This window comes from Vibrio sp. YMD68 (genome assembly GCF_029958905.1).
Classification (GTDB): domain Bacteria; phylum Pseudomonadota; class Gammaproteobacteria; order Enterobacterales; family Vibrionaceae; genus Vibrio.
On record NZ_CP124614.1, the window covers coordinates 1030941 to 1050711 of the forward strand.

Genomic DNA, 19771 nt, shown 5'->3' on the forward strand with positions numbered 1-19771 from the left:
TTATAGACATTGTTTCATTAAACTTTGAAGGCGATGGCAAGAAAGTGGTGGCTGAGTCTCTCTGGTTTGGGGGCTATGGTTACAGGGTGTTAAGTCTTTGGGGCTCAGGAATAAGGAATATGGAATATGGAAAAAAGGAATGGAATCAAATCCATTAGCTGCTTGCGACTGTGAGAAAGAGAAAGAGAAAGAGCCAGAGCATACGTAACTTTTGAGGTTGCGATACTCTGGCGTTCATTCCTAAGCGATCTTATTTACATCGCAAATAGAGGATGTTGAGTCTAATTTTCTCGAGCATAAAAGCGCTGTAACTCGGTCAAACCTTGCATCAATATAGGCAATGTAGGGGTTTGATCTTTCAACCTTTTATACTCTTCGTCATAAAGTTTGAAGTTGCCGAACTTATCAATAACAGTCGTTTTATTCGATGTGATCAAAGCCAGTTCTCTGGAGTCTCCGGCAAGAATCCATTTTCTTCGACGTTCATCGAAAATATTGCGGCCACTGCTGTAGTCACTTGGATTAGATGATACACCGAGTAAGTCTTGTAACAACGTCACCGATACATCTAAATGACTCGAACGATGATTATAGGTTGCAGGTAACTTACCAGGCCATTGAATCACCATAGGGACTTGTAATTGATAACGACTAAAGTTGGTGCTTGCACCCCAGGTGTTGGTGTTGGTTTCATTAAGTTCTGTACCGTGATTAGAAGTGATGATCACGACAGTATTTTGAGCCAATTGCAATTCATCAAGCTTATTGAATAAGGTGCCAAGTTCTTGATCCGCTTGTTTTACGGATGCTTGATAATTCTGAGAAAATACTTCTTTGGCGGTGCCCGAATTGACTTCTTCCAAAGAGAAGTTTTCAATCGTTGTTAGTTCGATAAAGCTAAACCATGGGCTTTTTGATTTACTGGCCCAGTCACTCCATGCTTCAATGGTTTGGCTATCGGCTGTTCTGGCGCTATCAAATGCTAGACCAGAGAAGGACATTCCACGAAACAGTGTCTCTGCGTAAAGATCATCATCAAAATTGTCGCCGCTGAATAAGCCGAAGTTGTATTTCTTATCTGTCAGCGTATCAATCAAAACGGGCAAGCTGGCTTGAGACTTGATGCTGGCTGCGTAGCTACTCGGTAATCCATAAAGTAAGCCAAACATGCCGTACATGTTATTACTAGAGCTGTAGTGATTGGTAAAATTCAATGCGTTTTCTGCATAGTGTGACGTGAATGGCATCACGTTATTGTCCAGCGAGTCTGCTCTAAGGCCGTTAATACTCACGATCAATATATTCAGATTGTTTCCACGTCGGTCAAAGCGCAGTTTATCGTACGGATAACGGACGAGATCACCACTGCCTTCGCTTTCTGCAAGACGTTTCAGATAGTCATCCTTGTCTAATAATCCATGTTTTTCCATGAACGATTTTGCCGTCATTGGGTAAGACAACGGGAAGTTGGATTTCTGGCTCGTCACTGGGTTGTAGAAGTAAGCGTCAGACCAAACATAAGTTAGATGGCTGGCAATAAAACTCAGAAAAAATACGGCAGTAATAGGTCGCCCTACATGTTTATGAGAAAGTTTACGCTGTTTACGCCATACCCATTCAGACAACCCTAATTGAAGGAGAAAAATGAGCGGTAAAACAATGAAAAGGTGTTGCAACCCTTGGGCATGCTCACTGCTTCCCTCGTTAAACAGAAGCTCCCACACGAGTGGCGTTAAGTGTAAATTGAGGGTTTGGTAGGCTTGAGTATCGATTAAAAGAACCGTCAAACCGATGGTGGCGAAACACACCGAAAAAAGTCGAAATAGTTTACGCGACGGAATAATAAATGTTAACGGGAACAAAACAAGCAAGTACAGCGCAAACACCAGAAAGCCGAAATGCCCGACCCAAGAAGAAGCGAGATAAAACTGCCCCAGCAAGGTTTCTGGCCAAGGAGATTGTGTAATGTAGCGGGTACCAATTAACATTGCTGCAATGATATTGAAGAAAGCAAACCAATGCCCCCAACCCACTAAACGAGAAACTCGTTCGCTATATGTATTTCCGCTATCTACCATTAGTCGTTTTGCAGCCCGTTATAATTAATGTGTTTGCTCTTCTAATGAAGAAATCAACGCTTGAGCAAATTTTTCAGCAATTGCTTTGCGTTGTGAAGCAGCAACGTTCTGATTTAAAACATTGGTTGCAATGTTTCCAGCGATCATCAATGAAAGTTCTGGTGTGGCACCATGTTTATCCAAAATAGCGGCTACTTCCGCTAGGATAATTTCAACTTGATCGTCACTGTATTTAGATGTAATCGGCATAAAGACTCTATAGATGATAGTAAAAGCGGCTTATGATAACCTACAATGCCTATCAACTGAAACCTAGAACGCCGATATTTTCACTATGAGCCTTCAACTATCCAACGTCATTTTACACCAACTTTCGAAAAACGATCAGGATGAACTGATCGTTAATTTTCGTTCTCATTCATTAGAAAACGATGGCTCTACAGAGCACCTTGTGGCTGAGTTACATCGTGTCTTTAACGCTAAAGCCGGCAAAGGCTTTGGTTCTTTTAAGTCAGACAGCGAATTTCAAATGTGGTTGCAAGAACTTCGCCAAGGTGAGAAGAATTTTTATGATTTCTCACAACTTAGTGCAAACCGACTGAAACAAGAACTCTCTAAGTACCCATTCGCTGACGAGGGTATTCTGGTTATTGCCGAATACCAATCACTGGCGACTGACTATTTATTCGTTGCATTACTTCCGTCAATTCAAAGCCTTAAAGTGACGGAAGGATTAGAGATCAGTGCGACAGACTATCTCGATATCAATAAAATGGATATCGTTGCTCGAATCGATTTATCGAGTTATGAGACAGACAAAGAGTCAAATCGATATTTAGCGTACATAAAAGGTCGCGTTGGCCGCAAGGTGGCAGACTTTTTCCTAGACTTCCTTCAAGCGGAAGTAGGATTGGATACAAAACAACAAAACCAAGTATTGATGCAAGCAGTACAAGATTTCTGCAGTGACTCCAAGTTAGAAAAGGAAGACGCAACAAATTACAAAAAGCAAGTCTACGATTATTGCAACGAAACGATCAAATCGGGCGCAGAAGTTCAAGTTCGTGAATTGTCTGGTGAGCTTCCTCAAAGCCAGGAAGGAACAAGCTTTCTTGATTACACCAAAGAGCAAGGCTACGAATTAGAAGACAGTTTTCCAGCTGACCGTTCGACAATGCGCAAGTTGACTAAGTACGTCGGTGCGGGTGGTGGACTGAATGTGAGCTTTGATAGCTTGTTACTGGGTGAACGTATTTTTTATGATCCAGAGACGGATACGTTAACGATAAAAGGAACGCCACCTAATTTACGTGACCAATTAACACGAAATTAGTGATATAGAGAGAGCTTTTGCTCTCTCTTTTTTTATTTATTGGTCATGGTGACATATTCTATAAATACAGTGCATTACATTATGGAAAATAATAGGTTACCTCTATGTCGATGGAAGCGATGAAAACCAAGAAAAAGCAACTGCTGGCCATTGTCTGTCTTTGGTTCTTGGTCATTATTACTACAATGAGCCTTGTCCGGGCGAATTCAGACAATCAGGCGAGTATTACAGAGCTTGGTAATAGTCTGAAAGACCTTCGGAATTCGCTCTATTTTGATGCACAATATCGAATGGCTCATGTGGACGATACCTCTCTTAAAGTTCAATTGCTTTACGCGTTAATCTTACAGTTGGAGACCAACGATAAGAGCCGTTTCTTTCAGCCCGACACTGGCCAGTTAATATTCACGACCAAACGTTTTATTGAATTAATGCAACAGTTTAATGACACCGATGTACAGATCATTGAATTGGTTGATCAACTCAAAAAGGCCAGAGAATCCTACCAAGGTAATGCAGCGATGCAGTCGGTGTATTTTCAGCTGAGCAGTCACATATTTGAAGCCATGTTTAGCAACGCTTCCGCCAGCCCTGAAATATATCGTTCTTTGGATTATTTGTTTGTTCAGTCTCAGAAGATGGCGACTGAAGACGGAGAAAGGCTACAACAGGCTCTGGCTCAAACGTCTTCTGTTTTAAGTGTTTATGCCAAAGGAAGCTATTTGGTCGAAAAACTGGTCAATCACCCGGTCAACCTCGTCCAATCAGAAGTAAAGCGTCAATATGATGAGCAAATGAATGATTACTTTATGATGTCCATTGCCGCGAGTGCGTTGGCGATAATCAGTCTGTTTTTTATGCTTTTGCAACAGCCCGTCCAGTTAATTAATCAGGGGGTTGAAGAAAAAACAAAGGAAGAGGATTTAGCAACTGATGACACTGAGCAACGGGTGTCTTCTATTGCACAAAAACAAAAAACTGTAACAACGCAACACAATGAAAAAGGTGACGTGATGAGTAAACCTCTACAATTTGGTCAGGCAGATTCTAATTCGTCGTCAGTACAGGGGAAATCCACGACTCATCATCAGGATTCTTCTACAAAACATCAACCCGATCAGACAATCGATGATAATGAAGAATCCCTTGTTTCTGAAAAAGTGAACATCGATCATATGTTGCACTCTCTAAACGGCGACAACGAATCCGTCTTATTGCTCTTAGATGTGTTTGTTCAGGACCATCAAACCAATGCACAAGATATAAGAGAAACGCAAGAGGCCGATATTGAACATGCCATGCGAATCGCACACAGCTTAAAAGGGGTTGCGGGTAACCTTGGTGTTTTAGGGTTAAAAGACATTGCCACTGATATTGAAACGGATCTCAAACAAGGTACTCGTGTGAGTGATGAGAAACTTGAGCGTTTGGCTATCGCCTTATCGTCAGCGGTAGGCAGCGCAAGGGATTATATAAACCAGCATTCTTGATCTCTATAGTTAGCTTAGTCCTGCGTCATTTCATCAGTGTCTGCCCGTTGTCAGAGCACACTAACTACGCCTTTAAAAGCCTATTCAACTCGACCCTTTTGGCCTTTCTCTCCGCTTTTTCTAGAATCTCTTGGCGTTTTCTAGAAAAAATGACCATAAATGGCATTATTTAGTAATTATCGCTTGAGATTTTTTGTCGAAAAACTTATAGATGGATAAATACATTTTTTAATACATGGAGCGTTTTTGTGATGAGAGTCGGTTTAGTTGGTTGGCGTGGTATGGTTGGTTCCGTGCTTATGCAACGCATGGTAGAAGAAAAAGATTTCGACCTAATCGAACCTGTTTTTTATAGTACCTCTCAAGTTGGTATTCCAGCGCCTGCTTTAGGTAGCAACCCAGCAGGTATGCTGCAAGATGCGTTTGACATCGAAAGCTTGAAACAATTAGATGCAGTGATCACTTGTCAGGGTGGCAGCTATACCGAGAAAGTATACCCGGCACTTCGCCAAGCAGGGTGGAAAGGGTACTGGATTGATGCAGCCTCTACGTTGAGAATGGCTCAAGACTCCATTATTACTCTTGACCCAGTCAACTTGGCTCAGATCCAGCAAGGAATCCATTCTGGAACCAACACCTTTGTGGGTGGTAACTGTACTGTCAGCTTGATGCTCATGGCTTTGGGTGGTCTTTACGAGAAAGGCCATGTTGAGTGGATGAGTGCAATGACTTATCAAGCGGCATCGGGTGCTGGTGCGAAAAATATGCGCGAGCTTATCTCGCAGATGGGTGTGGTGAATGATTCGGTTAGCTCAGAGCTGGCTAATCCAGCGAGTTCCATTTTAGATATTGATAAAAAAGTGGCAGATACGCTACGTTCCGGTTCGTTCCCAACGGATCAGTTTGGTGTTCCTCTTGCTGGCTCATTGATTCCTTGGATTGATGTGAAGCGTGAAAATGGCCAAAGCAAAGAAGAGTGGAAGGCCGAAGTTGAAGCGAACAAGATTTTAGGTTTTCAAAATAACCCAGTGCCTATTGATGGTACGTGCGTTCGTATTGGTGCTATGCGTTGTCATGCCCAAGCGCTTACGATTAAGTTAAAGCAGAATATTCCGCTTGATGAAATTGAAGAGATGATCGCGACTCATAATGATTGGGTTAAAGTGATTCCAAATGATCGCGATATTACGGCGCAAGAACTCACGCCAGCAAAAGTTACTGGAACACTATCAGTGCCAGTAGGACGTTTACGTAAAATGTCGATGGGTGATGATTTCTTGAATGCGTTTACGGTTGGTGACCAACTACTTTGGGGTGCCGCAGAGCCTTTGCGTAGAACATTGCGTATTTTGCTCGCAGAAAAATCATAATTATTGCTGCATTGGATAAAAGCGCCTGTTGGCGCTTTTTTTATATCTTAATTCAGAAGGTTTCGTGGTTTATCCAATAGGCTCAGTAGGAACAATACGCTTATCTGGATCCGCTAATTCTGCGCCACAAAACTTGCAATGAAGTGCATCGCTTTCATGTCCTGTCTTCATACAGTTTGGGCACTTAACCAAATTCCTATGCGCATTCATCTCTTGATTTAATTCTGCCGTGATGATCCCAGTGGGTACCGCTAGAATGGAATAACCGAGCAGCATGACAAGAGAAGCGACCGATCGACCAAGAGGTGTTACTGGTGAAATATCGCCATAACCTACCGTCGTAATGGTTACGATAGCCCAATAGATGCTCATCGGAATACTAGAAAAACCATTTTCAGGCCCTTCAATCACGTAAAGCAGTGATCCAAAAATAGTCACTAGAATAGCGACCATACTGAAAAAAATAAGGATCTTTCTTCGGGACATATAGAGTGATCGAAGCAAGATGTGTGAATCTTGAAGGTAGCGGACCAGTTTAAGAACTCGAAAGATTCGCATGACTCTTAATAGACGGATCACTCCCATGAAAGAAGCGCCTGGAATAAGCAAGGCAAGATACGTTGGAAGTATAGCCAGTAAGTCGATCACACCGTAAAAACTCCGCGCATAGGCGGTTGGCTTTGGTGAACAATAGAGCCGCAGTAGATATTCAATGGTGAATAGACCAGTAAAAAAGTATTCAAGGATTTTTAGAGCAAAATGCCACTCTGCATCAGAAGAGTACACTGAGTCGGCCACTAGGACGGATAGGGATAAAAATATGGCGATGATCAGCCCGATATCAAAAATACGACCCGCTTTAGTATGGGTGCCAAAAATGATGATGTAGAGATGATGTTTCAATGAATGGTCAGTTAAAGTCATAATGATGCTGCTAGTGAATGAACAGCACCATAATAGCGTGAGATCAAAAAGTAATCGAGTGGTTAACAGGTCAGCCGTGGCTAGGCTAAGCCGGGAAATAAGTTCCTAAGCCCGTTTGCGATAAACTCGATCCCTAAAGCCCCGAGGATAAGCCCCATTATACGTGTAATCACATTGATACCTGTTTGCCCTAAAAAACGTACGATAAGAGGCGCTGAACGAAACAGCAGCCAAGAGCAGCAGCAAAAGATTGCTACGGTAATAATGATGCCCAGCGTATCAAGTGTACTGGGGTAGCGGGCTCCATAAACAATGGTTGAACTGATCGCACCTGGACCGGCCATCAGAGGCATGGCCAAAGGGACGACGCCAATTTGTTCCTTACTTACATACTCAGACTTTTCTTGTTTATTTTGCTTATCTTCACCGAGCTTTCCGCTCATCATTGAGAAAGCAATGCTAAGCAGTAGTAGCCCACCTGCAACTCTGAATGAGTCTAGAGAGATACTAAACATATCCAATAATACTTGGCCGGCTAACAGTGACACGATCAAAATCATCGCAACAGCAATGTTCGCCGTTCGTGCGGTTTTGTTTTTTTCTTCTGGTGTCATATGTCCCGTCAAAGAAACAAAAATGGGCATGATTCCTACGGGGTTCACCGCCGCAACCAATCCTAAAAAAAACTGTAAAAAAATGGCGATTTCGAATGAAGTCATAGTTCTAACTCGGCAACCGTAAAATAGGGTGAAATAATTTGCCGCGATTCTATGGTAAATCGTTTTTTTGTACGAGCGGTAATGTTGTGTTCGAGATGATTTTTTTTTGCTTATTCCATACAAAATAAGTAATCCGATCTCATGGACTGAACAGCGAAAGAGTAGAGATTGAAATCAAAGATAAAGTTAAATCGCGAAGAAAAAAATTGAGTGCATTCCCACATTTATGACAAAAATCTCTATCATTTATGCCACATTTATCTCAAAAACGTTTAAGCTCGTAGCACGTAAAAAGTGACACTAAATGTACTTTATTGTAGAAATATGTAACTTTTTTACAGGTTTGTGAAAGTTATTTAGTTTTATTTATCTGACTGCGTGATTTTTAATCACTGATTTTTTGGCTTTTAATCATTTGTTTTCAGTGCCTTATGTTTTTGTCGGTGTTTTAACTGCTACTTTGTAGGTAATTGCCTTTTGAGAACTGATCTGAGTCAATTTTTTTCATGGCCTGAAATATTATACTCAGCCCTGAAAGCAATTTACTAAGCCTGTGCAATTGGATTGGTTCTTGACAGTAGTTTTAAGCATCTCGGCGCAATCTTAATAAAAAGTTTTTAACATTTATTTATTTTAGGAGATCCACTATGCCTGTATCGAACTTGGCTGAACTAGACGCTCTAGTAGCTCGTGTAAAAGCGGCGCAACAAGAATTTGCGAACTTTCCACAAGAGAAAGTTGATGAAATCTTCCGTGCAGCATCTCTAGCAGCTTCAACAGCTCGTATCGAACTAGCTAAAATGGCGGCAACTGAATCTGGCATGGGTATCATGGAAGATAAAGTTATCAAAAACCACTTTGCTTCTGAGTTTATCTACAACAAATATAAAGACGAATTAACCTGTGGCATCATCGACCGTAACGATGAAGGTGGTACGATTACTATCGCTGAACCACTAGGAATTGTTTGTGCGATCGTTCCTACGACCAACCCAACTTCAACCGCTATCTTTAAAGCACTAATCTGTCTTAAAACACGTAATGGTTGTATCTTCTCTCCACACCCACGCGCTAAGAATGCAACGAACTACGCAGCTAAAATCGTACTAGACGCAGCAATTAAAGCGGGTGCACCAAAAGACATTATTGGTTGGATTGACGTACCTTCAGTTGAATTGTCTAACACACTGATGAAACATGACGACATCAACATGATCCTTGCAACTGGTGGCCCAGGCATGGTTAAAGCGGCTTACTCTTCAGGTAAACCAGCTATCGGTGTTGGCGCAGGTAATACACCTGTCGTTATCGATGAAACTGCAGATATCAAACGTGCTGTTTCTTCTATCTTAATGTCTAAAACATTCGATAACGGCGTTATCTGTGCTTCTGAGCAAGCGGCGATTGTTGTGGAATCTATCTACGACGAAGTTAAAGCTCGTTTTGCTAAGTACGGCGCAGTTGTGCTAAACACGGCAGATGCAGAGAAAGTACGTAAAGTATTGCTTATTGATGGCGCACTGAACGCGAAAATCGTAGGCCAACCAGCATACAAGATTGCTGAGCTAGCAGGCGTTAAAGTACCAACTTCAACTAAAATTCTTATCGGTGAAGGCTTAGAAGCTTCATGGGATGACGAATTTGCTCATGAAAAACTATCTCCTACACTAGGTCTATTCAAAGCGAAAGACTTTGAAGACGCTGTACGTCAAGCGGGTATCGTATTAGACATCGGTGGTGTTGGTCATACTTCAGTACTTTACACTGACCAAGACAACAACGAAGATCGTATTGCGTACTTCGGTGACAAAATGAAGACTGCACGTATTCTTGTGAATACTCCTTCATCTCAAGGTGGTATCGGTGACCTTTACAACTTCGAATTGGCTCCTTCATTGACACTAGGCTGTGGTTCTTGGGGTGGTAACGCTATCTCTGAAAACGTAGGTCCTAAGCACCTTATCAACAAGAAAATTGTAGCTAAGCGAGCAGAAAATATGTTGTGGCACAAACTACCAAAATCTATCTACTTCCGTCGCGGCTGTCTACCAATCGCAATGACTGACCTTGAAGGTAAAAAACGTGCACTCATCGTTACTGACCGTTTCTTATTTAACAACGGTTACATTGACGATCTACGTGCCATCCTAAAAGAAAAAGGCATGGAAGTTGAGGTATTCCATGAAGTAGAAGCGGATCCAACATTGGCGGTAGTTAAAGCCGGTGCTGAAGCATGTGCAAGTTACCAGCCTGATGTTATCTTAGCGGTTGGTGGTGGTTCACCAATGGACGCTGCGAAAATCATGTGGGTGATGTACGAACATCCTGAAACTGATTTTGAAGACCTATCTATGCGCTTTATGGATATCCGTAAACGTATTTACAAGTTCCCTAAAATGGGTGCAAAAGCTGAACTAGTATGTATCACAACGACTTCTGGTACAGGTTCTGAAGTAACACCATTTGCGGTTGTAACCGATGAGAAAACAGGTCAGAAATACCCATTAGCAGATTACGAACTAACGCCGAATATGGCTGTCGTTGATGCGAACCTTGTGATGGACATGCCTAAGTCTCTATGTGCATTCGGTGGTTACGATGCTGTTACACACGCATTAGAAGCTTATGTTTCCGTTCTAGCAAACGAATACTCAGACGGTCACGCTCTACAAGCACTTAAGATGCTGAAAGAGTACTTACCAAGCTCTTACGCTAATGGTAAGAAAGATCCAATTGCACGTGAAAAAGTACACAATGCAGCAACCATCGCTGGTATGTCTTTTGCGCAGTCTTTCCTAGGTGTGTGTCACTCAATGGCGCATAAATTAGGCGCTGAGTTCCACATTCCACACGGTCTTGCGAATGCGTTATTAATCTCGAACACTGTTCGTTACAATGCGACGAACAACCCAACGAAACAAGCGGCATTCTCTCAGTACGACCGTCCTAAAGCACGTGCTCGTTACGCTGAAATTGCAGAGCATTTAGGTTTCCGTGAAGGTAATACTGAAACGAAAGTGAATGCACTACTTAACTGGTTAGAAGAGCTTAAAATTGCAATGGATATTCCACTGTCAATCCAAGCTGCTGGCGTTAACGAAGCTGAGTTTATGGCGAAAGTTGATTCAATTGCTGAAGATGCGTTTGATGACCAATGTACAGGTGCTAACCCACGTTACCCATTGATCAATGAGCTGAAAGAAGTATTAATCGCTTCTTACTACGGTAAAGCATTTGTTGAAGGTGAAGCTGCCGAAGAAACAGCAGCAAGCAAGAAAAAAGCTGACAAACCAGCTAAAAAGAAGTAAGACTTCTGACGTTATAAGATGTTTCGCTAGCACGAAATGTTGATTATCAAACCCCGGCCTATTGGTTGGGGTTTTTTTATGGGCTTTTATTAGATCGGTTGGCAAGCGAATTTTTGGAATAAGGGATATTCCTAGTTGTTCTCGCTCAGTCTTTATACACTTTGGCCTATCTCCCTAAACGATCAATAGGAACCAGCAATGAAACGCGTAGGCTTACTTTCACTTTCCCTTTTATTTTCTGTAAACGTTCATGCGAACCTTATCATCGATAAAAACGGTGTTGATGAGAAAGACTATATTTATGATAAGCATCAATGTGAAGAGCTGTCTAATCAAGTCAAAAAAGACACTCGCTCTCGTGGTGCGGTCGGTGGCGCCTTGAAAGGTGCGGCAATCGGTTCAGCCGGTGTTGCTATTGCGGGAGGCTCTGGCAGTGAAGGCGCTAAGAAAGGTGCTGCGGTAGGCCTAGGCGCTGGAATTATTGGTGGCAGCCGTGACCGTCGTCAGAATCAAGCTGACTACGAACAGAATCAGCAGACGGTAATGAGAAATTGCATGACGAACCGTGGTTACACTGTTCTTAATGGATGATCCGTGGGCAGAAGTAAATTATAGCCTGTAACGACTATCATGGTGTTTGGGATAAAAAAAAGGGTTTGCCATGATTTGGCAAACCCATTTTTTATCACGAAAACATTAAAAATTAGCCAGCCAAAACATCCGTTGCTACTTTATAGCTTGGATCTTCTTTAACGTTAATCTCAACTAAGCTACCGGCTTTGTGAAGAAGTGCGCGACAATCTGGGCTCAAGTGACGTAAGTGCAATGTCTTGCCAAGCGTAGAATATCGAACTGCTAGTGTTTCAATGGCTTCAATAGCTGAATGGTCAGCTACGCGTGAACTAGCAAAGTCGACGATGACATCGTCAGGATCATTTTTAAAATCAAACAGTTCAAGAAAGTTAGCCGCAGAACCAAAGAAAATTGGACCGTTGATATGATATTCCTTAGAACCCTCGTCGTTAAGTTTACTGCTTGCGTAAATGTGTTTTGCGTGTTCCCAAGCAAACATCAAAGCAGAAACTACAACACCCACGGCAACGGCAACCGCAAGGTCGGTAAGAACCGTCACAACCGTAACAAGGACGATAACAAAGAAGTCTTGTTTAGGAACGCGTCGGGCAAGCTTAAATGTCGCCCACTCAAACGTACCAATCACGACCATGAACATAACGCCTACGAGTGCCGCCAGTGGAATCATTTCGATCAACGCAGAACCAAATAAGATAAACGCCAGAAGTGCAACGGCCGCTACGATTCCGGAAAGTCGCCCACGACCGCCAGAGTTAACGTTAATCATAGATTGTCCAATCATCGCACAACCACCCATTGCACCGAATACCGAACACGTGACATTTGCCATGCCTTGCCCAACACACTCGCGGTTAGATTGCCCACGTGTATTGGTCATTTCATCCAGAACCGTTAGTGTAAGCAATGATTCAATTAACCCAATGGCTGCAAGAATAATGGCATAAGGCAAAATGATTTGAAGAGTTTCGAATGTAAATGGTACCGCAGGAATCGAGAACGTTGGTAAAGAGCCAGCCAATGTAGCATTTGCATCGCCAGACATAGTACGTAGGAAATCAACAACCGTGTTGGTGTCCAGGCTCAACATTGATACTAAAACAGTGACGGTAACGATCGCGACCAGAGAAGAAGGCACCGCCGTGGTCAGTTTAGGCAGAAAATGAATAATAGCCATGGTTAGTACCACAAGCCCTAACATTAGCAGCATTTCACCTTGAGGTAGCCAGGTTAGCGCACCGGAAGCATCGGGAGTTTTAAACTGCCCAAGCTGAGCAAGGAAAATAACAATCGCCAGGCCATTAACAAAGCCAATCATAACAGGGTGGGGAACCATGCGAATAAATTTGCCTAGCTTAAAGAGACCGGCCGATATCTGAAATACACCCGCAAGCATGATGGCGGCGAATAAGTACTGGACACCGTGAGTCGCCACTAGGCTGACCATAACAACCGCCATCGCGCCAGTGGCACCGGAAATCATTCCAGGTCGTCCGCCAAAAATAGAAGTAATAAGGCCAACGATAAATGCCGCGTACAAACCAACCATAGGGTCGACACCCGCGACAAAGGCAAAAGCAACGGCTTCTGGTACCAGTGCGAGTGCAACAGTAAGTCCGGATAGGACATCATTTTTTACAGAGTGTTTAGAAAACTGTGGAAATTCAAACATGTTAACTCAGTATTTTTGCTTGTGGGTTTATCCTTAAACAACACTTCGTTACAAATAGAGCAAAATCAGAGATAGACAAACATTCTATTTTGAGTGCAGATAAGTATGAATCGGCGCATGCTACCGAAAAGTGTGATTAAGTTCAATGATTAACCTAGTATAGATTAACTTGACTTATGTCTTGTCCAACATTGAAAAAAAAGGCTGCTAAGAGTTAGCAGCCTTTTTAACGTTTTTAAAGGTATTAAAAGCCTTGAGGTTTCGTCATTCCTGAGCCCGCTTGGCTACGTGCAACTTGGCTGCCAGCGCCTTTTGCTTGGTAGCGTTCGGTTTTCAGAGGCATAGAAACCACTTCAATCTCTTTAATTTCTTGAGGCCCTGGAGCCTTAGTCATTGCCGAAGTAGCGTGTGCTTTAACACGACTGCTTTTTTCTGCAAGAGGCTGAACTTGAATCACGGCTTCAGTAGCGACTGCGACTTCTTCGTTGACTGCTGTTTCTTCAAGTTTAGGCTTTTCGAGCTTAGTTTCTTCGAGTTTAGGCGAATCAACACTGGCTTCTTGATCACTGATTTTTTGGACACTAGCTTCTTGTGCAGTCGCTATTGTTTCGACGTTCTCGACTGACTCAACAGTTTCAACATTAGCAGGCTGTTCAGCGCTAGTTTCAGGGGCAACGTTTACTTCAACTGCGACTTCTTTAACTTCTGCCACTGCTGGCGCTTCAACTTTCACCGGAGCTTCAATCTTGCTATCGGTGTTCGTTTTCACTGTTGAGCATAGGATGATTTTACCCATCGCCATTTCAGGCATAGCGAAACCAGACAGCTTAATGGCCGAGGTTTCCACTACTTGTTCGACAGGTTGAGCTAACGACTGACGCTTAGGCTTCGCCAAATCATAGCGAGGCATCACTTTACCCATTGCCATCTCAGGAGAAGCAACACCACCTTTGCGAAGGCGGAATGGGTTAGGGCGACGATCACGTCCACGACGTCGACGTTGACCACTTGCTCGTAAATGACGAGGAGATCGACGGTTACGACGCTGTTTAGGTTGATCTTCTTGTGTTGCGTCATTCACTTCAACTTTGGCTTCTACCGCTTCAGCGACTGCAACAGCGCTGACCACTTCTGCCGCTTTAGCAGCATCAACAGGCTGAGGTTTATTTTGACCGTTCACTCGAATCTGTTTCTTCAGCGGACGGCGTTGACGACGTTCTTTCGTTTTCGGCGCTTTTGCTTCAGAGGAAGAGTCTTGCTTGGTATTTTGAGCATCTGCAGCGATTTGCTGGCCTTGTTCTAATACTTTTGATGGTTTTGCATCATCACGGTTAGGTCGACGATCCTGCTTAGGTTTACGGTTATTAGGCTTACGTTCTTGTTTCGCCTTTTCATCATTTTCCGTCGCTGGAGCTTGCTCATCTCGCACAGGCTTACGCTTATTGCGGTCACCACGATCATTACGATTATCACGGTTATTGCGACGACGTTGATCGTTGCGATTACGGCGTTGACGAGGATGACGCTGTTCTTCGGTCGGTTTTTCTTCCTTAACCTCTTCTTTGGCTTCTTCAGAAGGGCCAGAGAAAAATTCACCTAGTGCTTTAAATAGACGAGAGATCAGGCCAGGTTGAGCCTCTTCTTCTTTCGCTGGTGCTTTCTTTGCTTCAACAGCGTTAGGCGCAGGTGCCGGAGTCGGTGCTGATTGAGCAGGCGCAGCGAAGCCTTTTAAAGCTGGCTCTTCAACCTTTCTCAGTTTAACTTCTTGTTCAACAGGCTCTTTGCTTTCTGCTTCTTTTAGAGCATCTAGCTTTTGAGGCAGTAAGTAAGACAGTAAATCAAACTCTTCACCTTCACGGATACGAATCACCTCGAAGTGTGGAGTTTCCATGTCAGAGTTAGGAACAACAGTGATCTTAACTTCTTGGTTCTTTTCGATATGGTTAACCGAACGACGTTTTTCGTTCAGAAGGTAAGATGCGATTGGAACAGGTACGACAGCAAGTACTTGTGCTGTGTTGTCTTTCAGAGCTTCTTCTTCAATCAAACGTAGAACAGATAGTGCTAGCGACTCGTTATCACGAACAACACCAGTACCTGTACAACGAGGACAAATATGGTGGCTTGCTTCTGCCAATGACGGGCTCAAGCGCTGACGTGACATTTCTAGAAGACCAAAACGAGAGATACGACCGATTTGGATACGAGCTCTGTCAAGGCGCACTGCATCACGCAAACGATTCTCAACTTCACGTTGGTTACGAACGGGTGTCATATCGATGAAATCGATAACAACAAGGCCACCCAAGTCACGTAGACGTAATTGACGAGCAATTTCATCTGCGGCTTCAAGGTTTGTGTTTAGAGCGGTTTCTTCAATATCTCCACCTTTAGTAGCGCGAGCGGAGTTAATGTCGATAGAGGTGAGTGCTTCTGTTGGGTCAATAACGATTGAACCACCTGAAGGAAGGCGCACTTCACGTTGGAAGGCCGATTCAATTTGGCTCTCAATTTGATAGTGGCTAAATAGTGGCACTTCACCATCGTACTTTTTAATACGGCTAGCAAAGTCTGGGCGAACTAAGCGAATATGCTCAAGGGCGCGCTCATAGATAGTGTTACTATCGATAAGAATCTCGCCAATGTCACGACGCAAGTAGTCACGAATCGCTCGTACAATAACGTTACTTTCTTGGTGAATCAGGAAAGGTGCTGAGTTACTGTCTGAAGCCTGTTTGATTGCGCCCCAGTGGTTGAGTAATACGTTAAGATCCCACTCAAGCTCTTCAGCACTTTTACCGACACCTGCAGTACGAACAATCAGCCCCATACCTTGTGGAAGTTCAAGTGTGCTTAGTGCGGCTTTAAGCTGAGTTCTTTCATCGCCTTCGATTCGGCGTGAAATACCACCAGCACGAGGGTTGTTAGGCATTAAAACAAGGTAGCTGCCGGCAAGTGAAACAAAAGTCGTTAATGCAGCGCCTTTGCTGCCACGTTCTTCTTTTTCAACTTGAACAATGACTTCTTGCCCTTCTCTCAATACTTCTTTAATGCTTGGTCGACCTTGGTAGGTGTAACCTTGTGGGAAGTATTCACGAGCAATTTCTTTAAGAGGAAGGAATCCGTGTCTATCAGCACCGTAGTCAACAAAAGCAGCTTCTAAGCTTGGTTCAACACGGGTAATACGGCCTTTATAGATATTTGCTTTCTTTGATTCGTGTCCTGGGCTTTCGATATCCAAATCGAAAAGTCGCTGTCCATCGACCAAAGCAACACGCAACTCTTCTTTTTGAGTTGCGTTTATTAACATTCTTTTCATTTAATAATCTCGTTATCTTTTTTTATATTGATTGTGCTTATTGCTTTAGTTCGTTTTCACGGTGCCAGATCCCATGGCTAAAAGTGCAGCCTCCCGGCTGGAGGGGATGCTCTAAGGGCACGTCAGTTGTCACAAGCGAATATGCTTGTGACCCGCGATTTGCGGAGAATACTCAACATGAAAATACGACGAGTAGGGCAATAAGTTGACTTCGTTCAATAGAGTCTTACGCCAAGTGCGGCACTACGGGACAAAGTAATCTACTCAGTTAACTGTGCGATATCGCGCTTGATTTTGTTTAAATAATCATCAAAGCGTTAATAGCAGCAGTGAACTATAGCAGCGCAAAGAAATCACAGCAATCTGCTTTGTTATAAACAGGTGAAAAAAAACCAGAGTAATGGCTGTTGATATTCAATAATTAATTGTTTTTCTTTGTTTTTCCTCTTGAAGTCTAAGAAATAGTGAAGGGCAGTTTGTTTTTTATCCACAGCAGTAAGGGTATCGGTGAATGAGTGATGTTTGTGAGTTGGGTTTGCTTTAAATGAAGCAAGAAAATATGAAATATAGCGTGTTTGAGTGATACAATGGCGAAATGAGTGAAATTAGAACTAAAGTCCAGTTTGTCGATATCGATGAAGACATGGCGGGTCAGCGTATAGATAACTTCTTACGTAACCAATTGAAAAACCTCCCCAAAAGCATGGTTTACCGAATTGTGAGAAAGGGAGAGGTACGAGTAAATAAAAAACGCGTTAAAGTTGAGTATAAATTGCAGGCTGGGGACATTGTTCGTATTCCTCCAGTCACTATTGAAGAGAAAACCGATGAGCCAGTGATCAGTACCAAGCTTAACAAGGTGGCTCAGCTTGAAAGTAATATCATTTATGAAGATGAGCATCTGTTGGTTTTAAATAAGCCATCAGGCTTGGCGGTACACGGCGGAAGCGGTTTAAAGTTTGGCGCCATTGAAGCATTAAGAGCACTGAGACCAACGGCTCGCTTTTTAGAGTTGGTTCACCGTATCGATCGGGACACGTCGGGCATTTTACTGGTGGCGAAAAAACGATCGGCGTTACGTCATCTTCAGGCCCAGTTTCGAGAGAAGACAGTTAAGAAATTTTATTTCGCGCTGGTTATGGGGCAATGGAAATCAACTTGTCGTGTCATCAATGCACCTTTGTTGAAAAATGAAGTGAATAGTATTGTGCGAGTTAATCCGACAGGCAAAGCATCGGAGACTCGGTTTAAAGTACTTGAAAAATTCGATGATGCAACGTTAATACAAGCGAGCCCAGTGACGGGGCGTACACATCAGATTCGAGTTCATACTCAGTACGCTGGCCACCCAATAGCATGGGATGACAGATACGGTGATCGCCGTTTTGATGCCTACACTGGGAAGTGTGGATTGGATCGACTATTCCTGCATGCAGCGAACATTAAGTTCATTCATCCATCGACAGAGAACTTAGTCGACATTAGCGCTCCAATGGAAGCGAAGCTAGAACGCGTGATTCAGTCGTTAAAAAACAGCAAGTAACCTTAAGCAGCCTGCTAATGTGGTGTTCTTTCTCATTAGCAGCGCTTACTTTGAGCGATATAGGTAACTTTAGGTTAGCTATTGACTGCATACTGATCGTTGACTAGTACATCGCTAATGGGTTGATACATTAACTGCCGCTTACCGAATTAAGAACTGGCTAATACCTCAAAGCCTTCGGATTTCAGCATGGTGATCAATTCGATTAAGGGTAATCCGATAAGCGCATTGGGATCCTTTCCTTCTAATCGTTCAAACAGTGCAATACCCAACCCTTCGCATTTAAAACTGCCTGCGCAATAAAATGGTTGCTCTTTATCAACATAGTTTTCAATTTCCGCACGATTTAATTGTCGAAAATGGACATGGAACTCATCAATAATGGTTTGGCTAGACTGGGTCACCGAGTTGTAAAGTGAGAGACCCGTGTAGAAGGTGATGACCTTGCCACTTTGAGCCGTCAATTGCTGGATGGCGGTTTTTCGGTTCAAAGGTTTACCAACAATCTTTCCATCGATAACACAAACCTGATCGCTCCCTATAATTAGGCTTGGGCTATCAGCGAGGCAAGAGGTCGCCTTTTTTTGCGCAAGCCGACTCACGAGCTGTTGAGGTGTTTCATTGTGTCGCGGAGTTTCATCGCAATCGGGCGTGGCCGTTGTAAATGAAATTGAAAGCTTGTTGAGGAGTTCCTGCCTATATGGAGAAGTCGAGGCTAAAATCAGTTGGTAATTATGCATTTTTAGATACAATGTGTGGGTTAGAGATAACAGCATAACGTAATCCAAGCTGTTGTTAATAATTCTCTCTATTGAAAGGTAAAAAAGTCCACTTTTTTCACCTTTTTCTTTGACTAAACGTATTTTGGAAGATAAGATTCGCGCCCTATGCAAAAGGTAAAAATACCGCGAACGGTACATCCCGCTAAAACCGCTCAAAAAAGAACAGATTTAGATGGTTACATCCAAGTCAGTCTTTTTAAGCGTTTAGAGGAGATAACCGAAGGCGTTAAACGCGACGCAGAAGTCTCAATGTCATTTGGGCTGGATGAACAGCGACTCGTAGTTATCTCTGGTAAAGCTAACGTCGAAGTCGACCTGGAATGTCAACGCTGTAATGAGGTTTTCACACATCAGTGTGATGTCCAATTCACATATACTCCTTGTAATGAGAAGAGTGAAGAGGAAGCACCGGAAGAGTACGATTTGGTAGATCTGAACGAGTACGGTGAGTTAGACCTAATACAGTTAGTTGAAGATGAGTTCATCTTAAATTTGCCTCAAATAGCAATGCATGATGAAGCGGAATGCAGCGTTAATTCAAATAACTTGGTATTTGGTGAAATTCCTGAAGAAATTGAGGAAGAGAAAAAGCCGAATCCATTCGATGTTTTAAAAAGCTTAAAGCGTTAATTCGTTTTAAAC

Annotated in this window: 14 protein-coding genes; 7 read left to right on the forward strand and 7 right to left on the reverse strand. The window is 43.0% G+C overall.

Annotated features, from left to right (window positions below; translation table 11 throughout):
• Nucleotides 1–281 precede the first annotated feature (281 nt).
• Nucleotides 282–2078, reverse strand: a complete 1797-nt coding sequence (locus QF117_RS10965) for a DUF3413 domain-containing protein (protein WP_282388962.1) — start codon at nt 2076–2078, stop codon at nt 282–284.
• A 24-nt stretch (nt 2079–2102) separates the two neighbouring features.
• A complete protein-coding gene (locus QF117_RS10970; RefSeq protein ID WP_017036261.1) occupies nt 2103–2327 on the reverse strand; it encodes a YejL family protein in 225 nt (74 codons plus the stop codon).
• 85 nt (nt 2328–2412) lie between these two features.
• On the opposite strand from QF117_RS10970, the gene yejK reads away from it, so the two are divergent.
• From yejK to asd, 3 genes are all read left to right on the forward strand, one after another.
• Nucleotides 2413–3411 (forward strand): nucleoid-associated protein YejK, encoded by a 999-nt coding sequence (gene yejK, locus QF117_RS10975; RefSeq protein ID WP_017036260.1) that lies wholly within the window; start codon nt 2413–2415, stop codon nt 3409–3411.
• Nucleotides 3412–3515: 104 nt separating this feature from the next.
• Nucleotides 3516–4901, forward strand: coding sequence for an Hpt domain-containing protein (locus QF117_RS10980; RefSeq protein ID WP_282388963.1), 1386 nt, complete (start codon nt 3516–3518; stop codon nt 4899–4901).
• Nucleotides 4902–5152: 251 nt separating this feature from the next.
• Nucleotides 5153–6271 carry an aspartate-semialdehyde dehydrogenase gene (gene asd, locus QF117_RS10985; RefSeq protein WP_282389460.1) on the forward strand — a complete coding sequence of 373 codons (1119 nt, stop codon included), beginning with the start codon at nt 5153–5155 and terminating at the stop codon, nt 6269–6271.
• 69 nt (nt 6272–6340) lie between these two features.
• Here asd and QF117_RS10990 read toward each other — a convergent pair whose 3' ends face one another.
• Together QF117_RS10990 and QF117_RS10995 are read right to left on the reverse strand one after the other, a co-directional pair.
• On the reverse strand, nt 6341–7195 hold the full coding sequence (locus QF117_RS10990) for an ion transporter (RefSeq protein ID WP_282388964.1): 855 nt from the start codon (nt 7193–7195) through the stop codon (nt 6341–6343).
• Between the two features lie 80 nt (nt 7196–7275).
• Nucleotides 7276–7914 carry a YchE family NAAT transporter gene (locus tag QF117_RS10995; RefSeq protein WP_017035826.1) on the reverse strand — a complete coding sequence of 213 codons (639 nt, stop codon included), beginning with the start codon at nt 7912–7914 and terminating at the stop codon, nt 7276–7278.
• 647 nt (nt 7915–8561) lie between these two features.
• Here QF117_RS10995 and adhE point away from each other — a divergent pair.
• Together adhE and QF117_RS11005 are read left to right on the forward strand one after the other, a co-directional pair.
• On the forward strand, nt 8562–11222 hold the full coding sequence (gene adhE / locus QF117_RS11000) for a bifunctional acetaldehyde-CoA/alcohol dehydrogenase (RefSeq protein ID WP_282388965.1): 2661 nt from the start codon (nt 8562–8564) through the stop codon (nt 11220–11222).
• A 198-nt stretch (nt 11223–11420) separates the two neighbouring features.
• On the forward strand, nt 11421–11813 hold the full coding sequence (locus QF117_RS11005) for a glycine zipper family protein (protein WP_282388966.1): 393 nt from the start codon (nt 11421–11423) through the stop codon (nt 11811–11813).
• Nucleotides 11814–11925: 112 nt separating this feature from the next.
• On the opposite strand, the gene QF117_RS11010 is transcribed toward QF117_RS11005, so the two are convergent.
• Complete coding sequence (locus tag QF117_RS11010; RefSeq protein ID WP_282388967.1) at nt 11926–13485, reverse strand: SulP family inorganic anion transporter; 1560 nt, start codon at nt 13483–13485, stop codon at nt 11926–11928.
• A 244-nt stretch (nt 13486–13729) separates the two neighbouring features.
• Nucleotides 13730–16804 carry a ribonuclease E gene (rne, locus tag QF117_RS11015; RefSeq protein WP_282388968.1) on the reverse strand — a complete coding sequence of 1025 codons (3075 nt, stop codon included), beginning with the start codon at nt 16802–16804 and terminating at the stop codon, nt 13730–13732.
• A 595-nt stretch (nt 16805–17399) separates the two neighbouring features.
• Here rne and rluC point away from each other — a divergent pair.
• Entirely contained in the window at nt 17400–18347 is a 948-nt protein-coding gene (rluC, locus tag QF117_RS11020) for a 23S rRNA pseudouridine(955/2504/2580) synthase RluC (protein WP_282388969.1), read from the forward strand.
• A 149-nt stretch (nt 18348–18496) separates the two neighbouring features.
• On the opposite strand, the gene QF117_RS11025 is transcribed toward rluC, so the two are convergent.
• Nucleotides 18497–19087 (reverse strand): nucleoside triphosphate pyrophosphatase, encoded by a 591-nt coding sequence (locus QF117_RS11025; protein WP_282389462.1) that lies wholly within the window; start codon nt 19085–19087, stop codon nt 18497–18499.
• A 147-nt stretch (nt 19088–19234) separates the two neighbouring features.
• Here QF117_RS11025 and yceD point away from each other — a divergent pair, with 147 nt between their 5' ends.
• Nucleotides 19235–19759 (forward strand): 23S rRNA accumulation protein YceD, encoded by a 525-nt coding sequence (gene yceD, locus QF117_RS11030; protein ID WP_282388970.1) that lies wholly within the window; start codon nt 19235–19237, stop codon nt 19757–19759.
• Nucleotides 19760–19771: the final 12 nt, after the last annotated feature.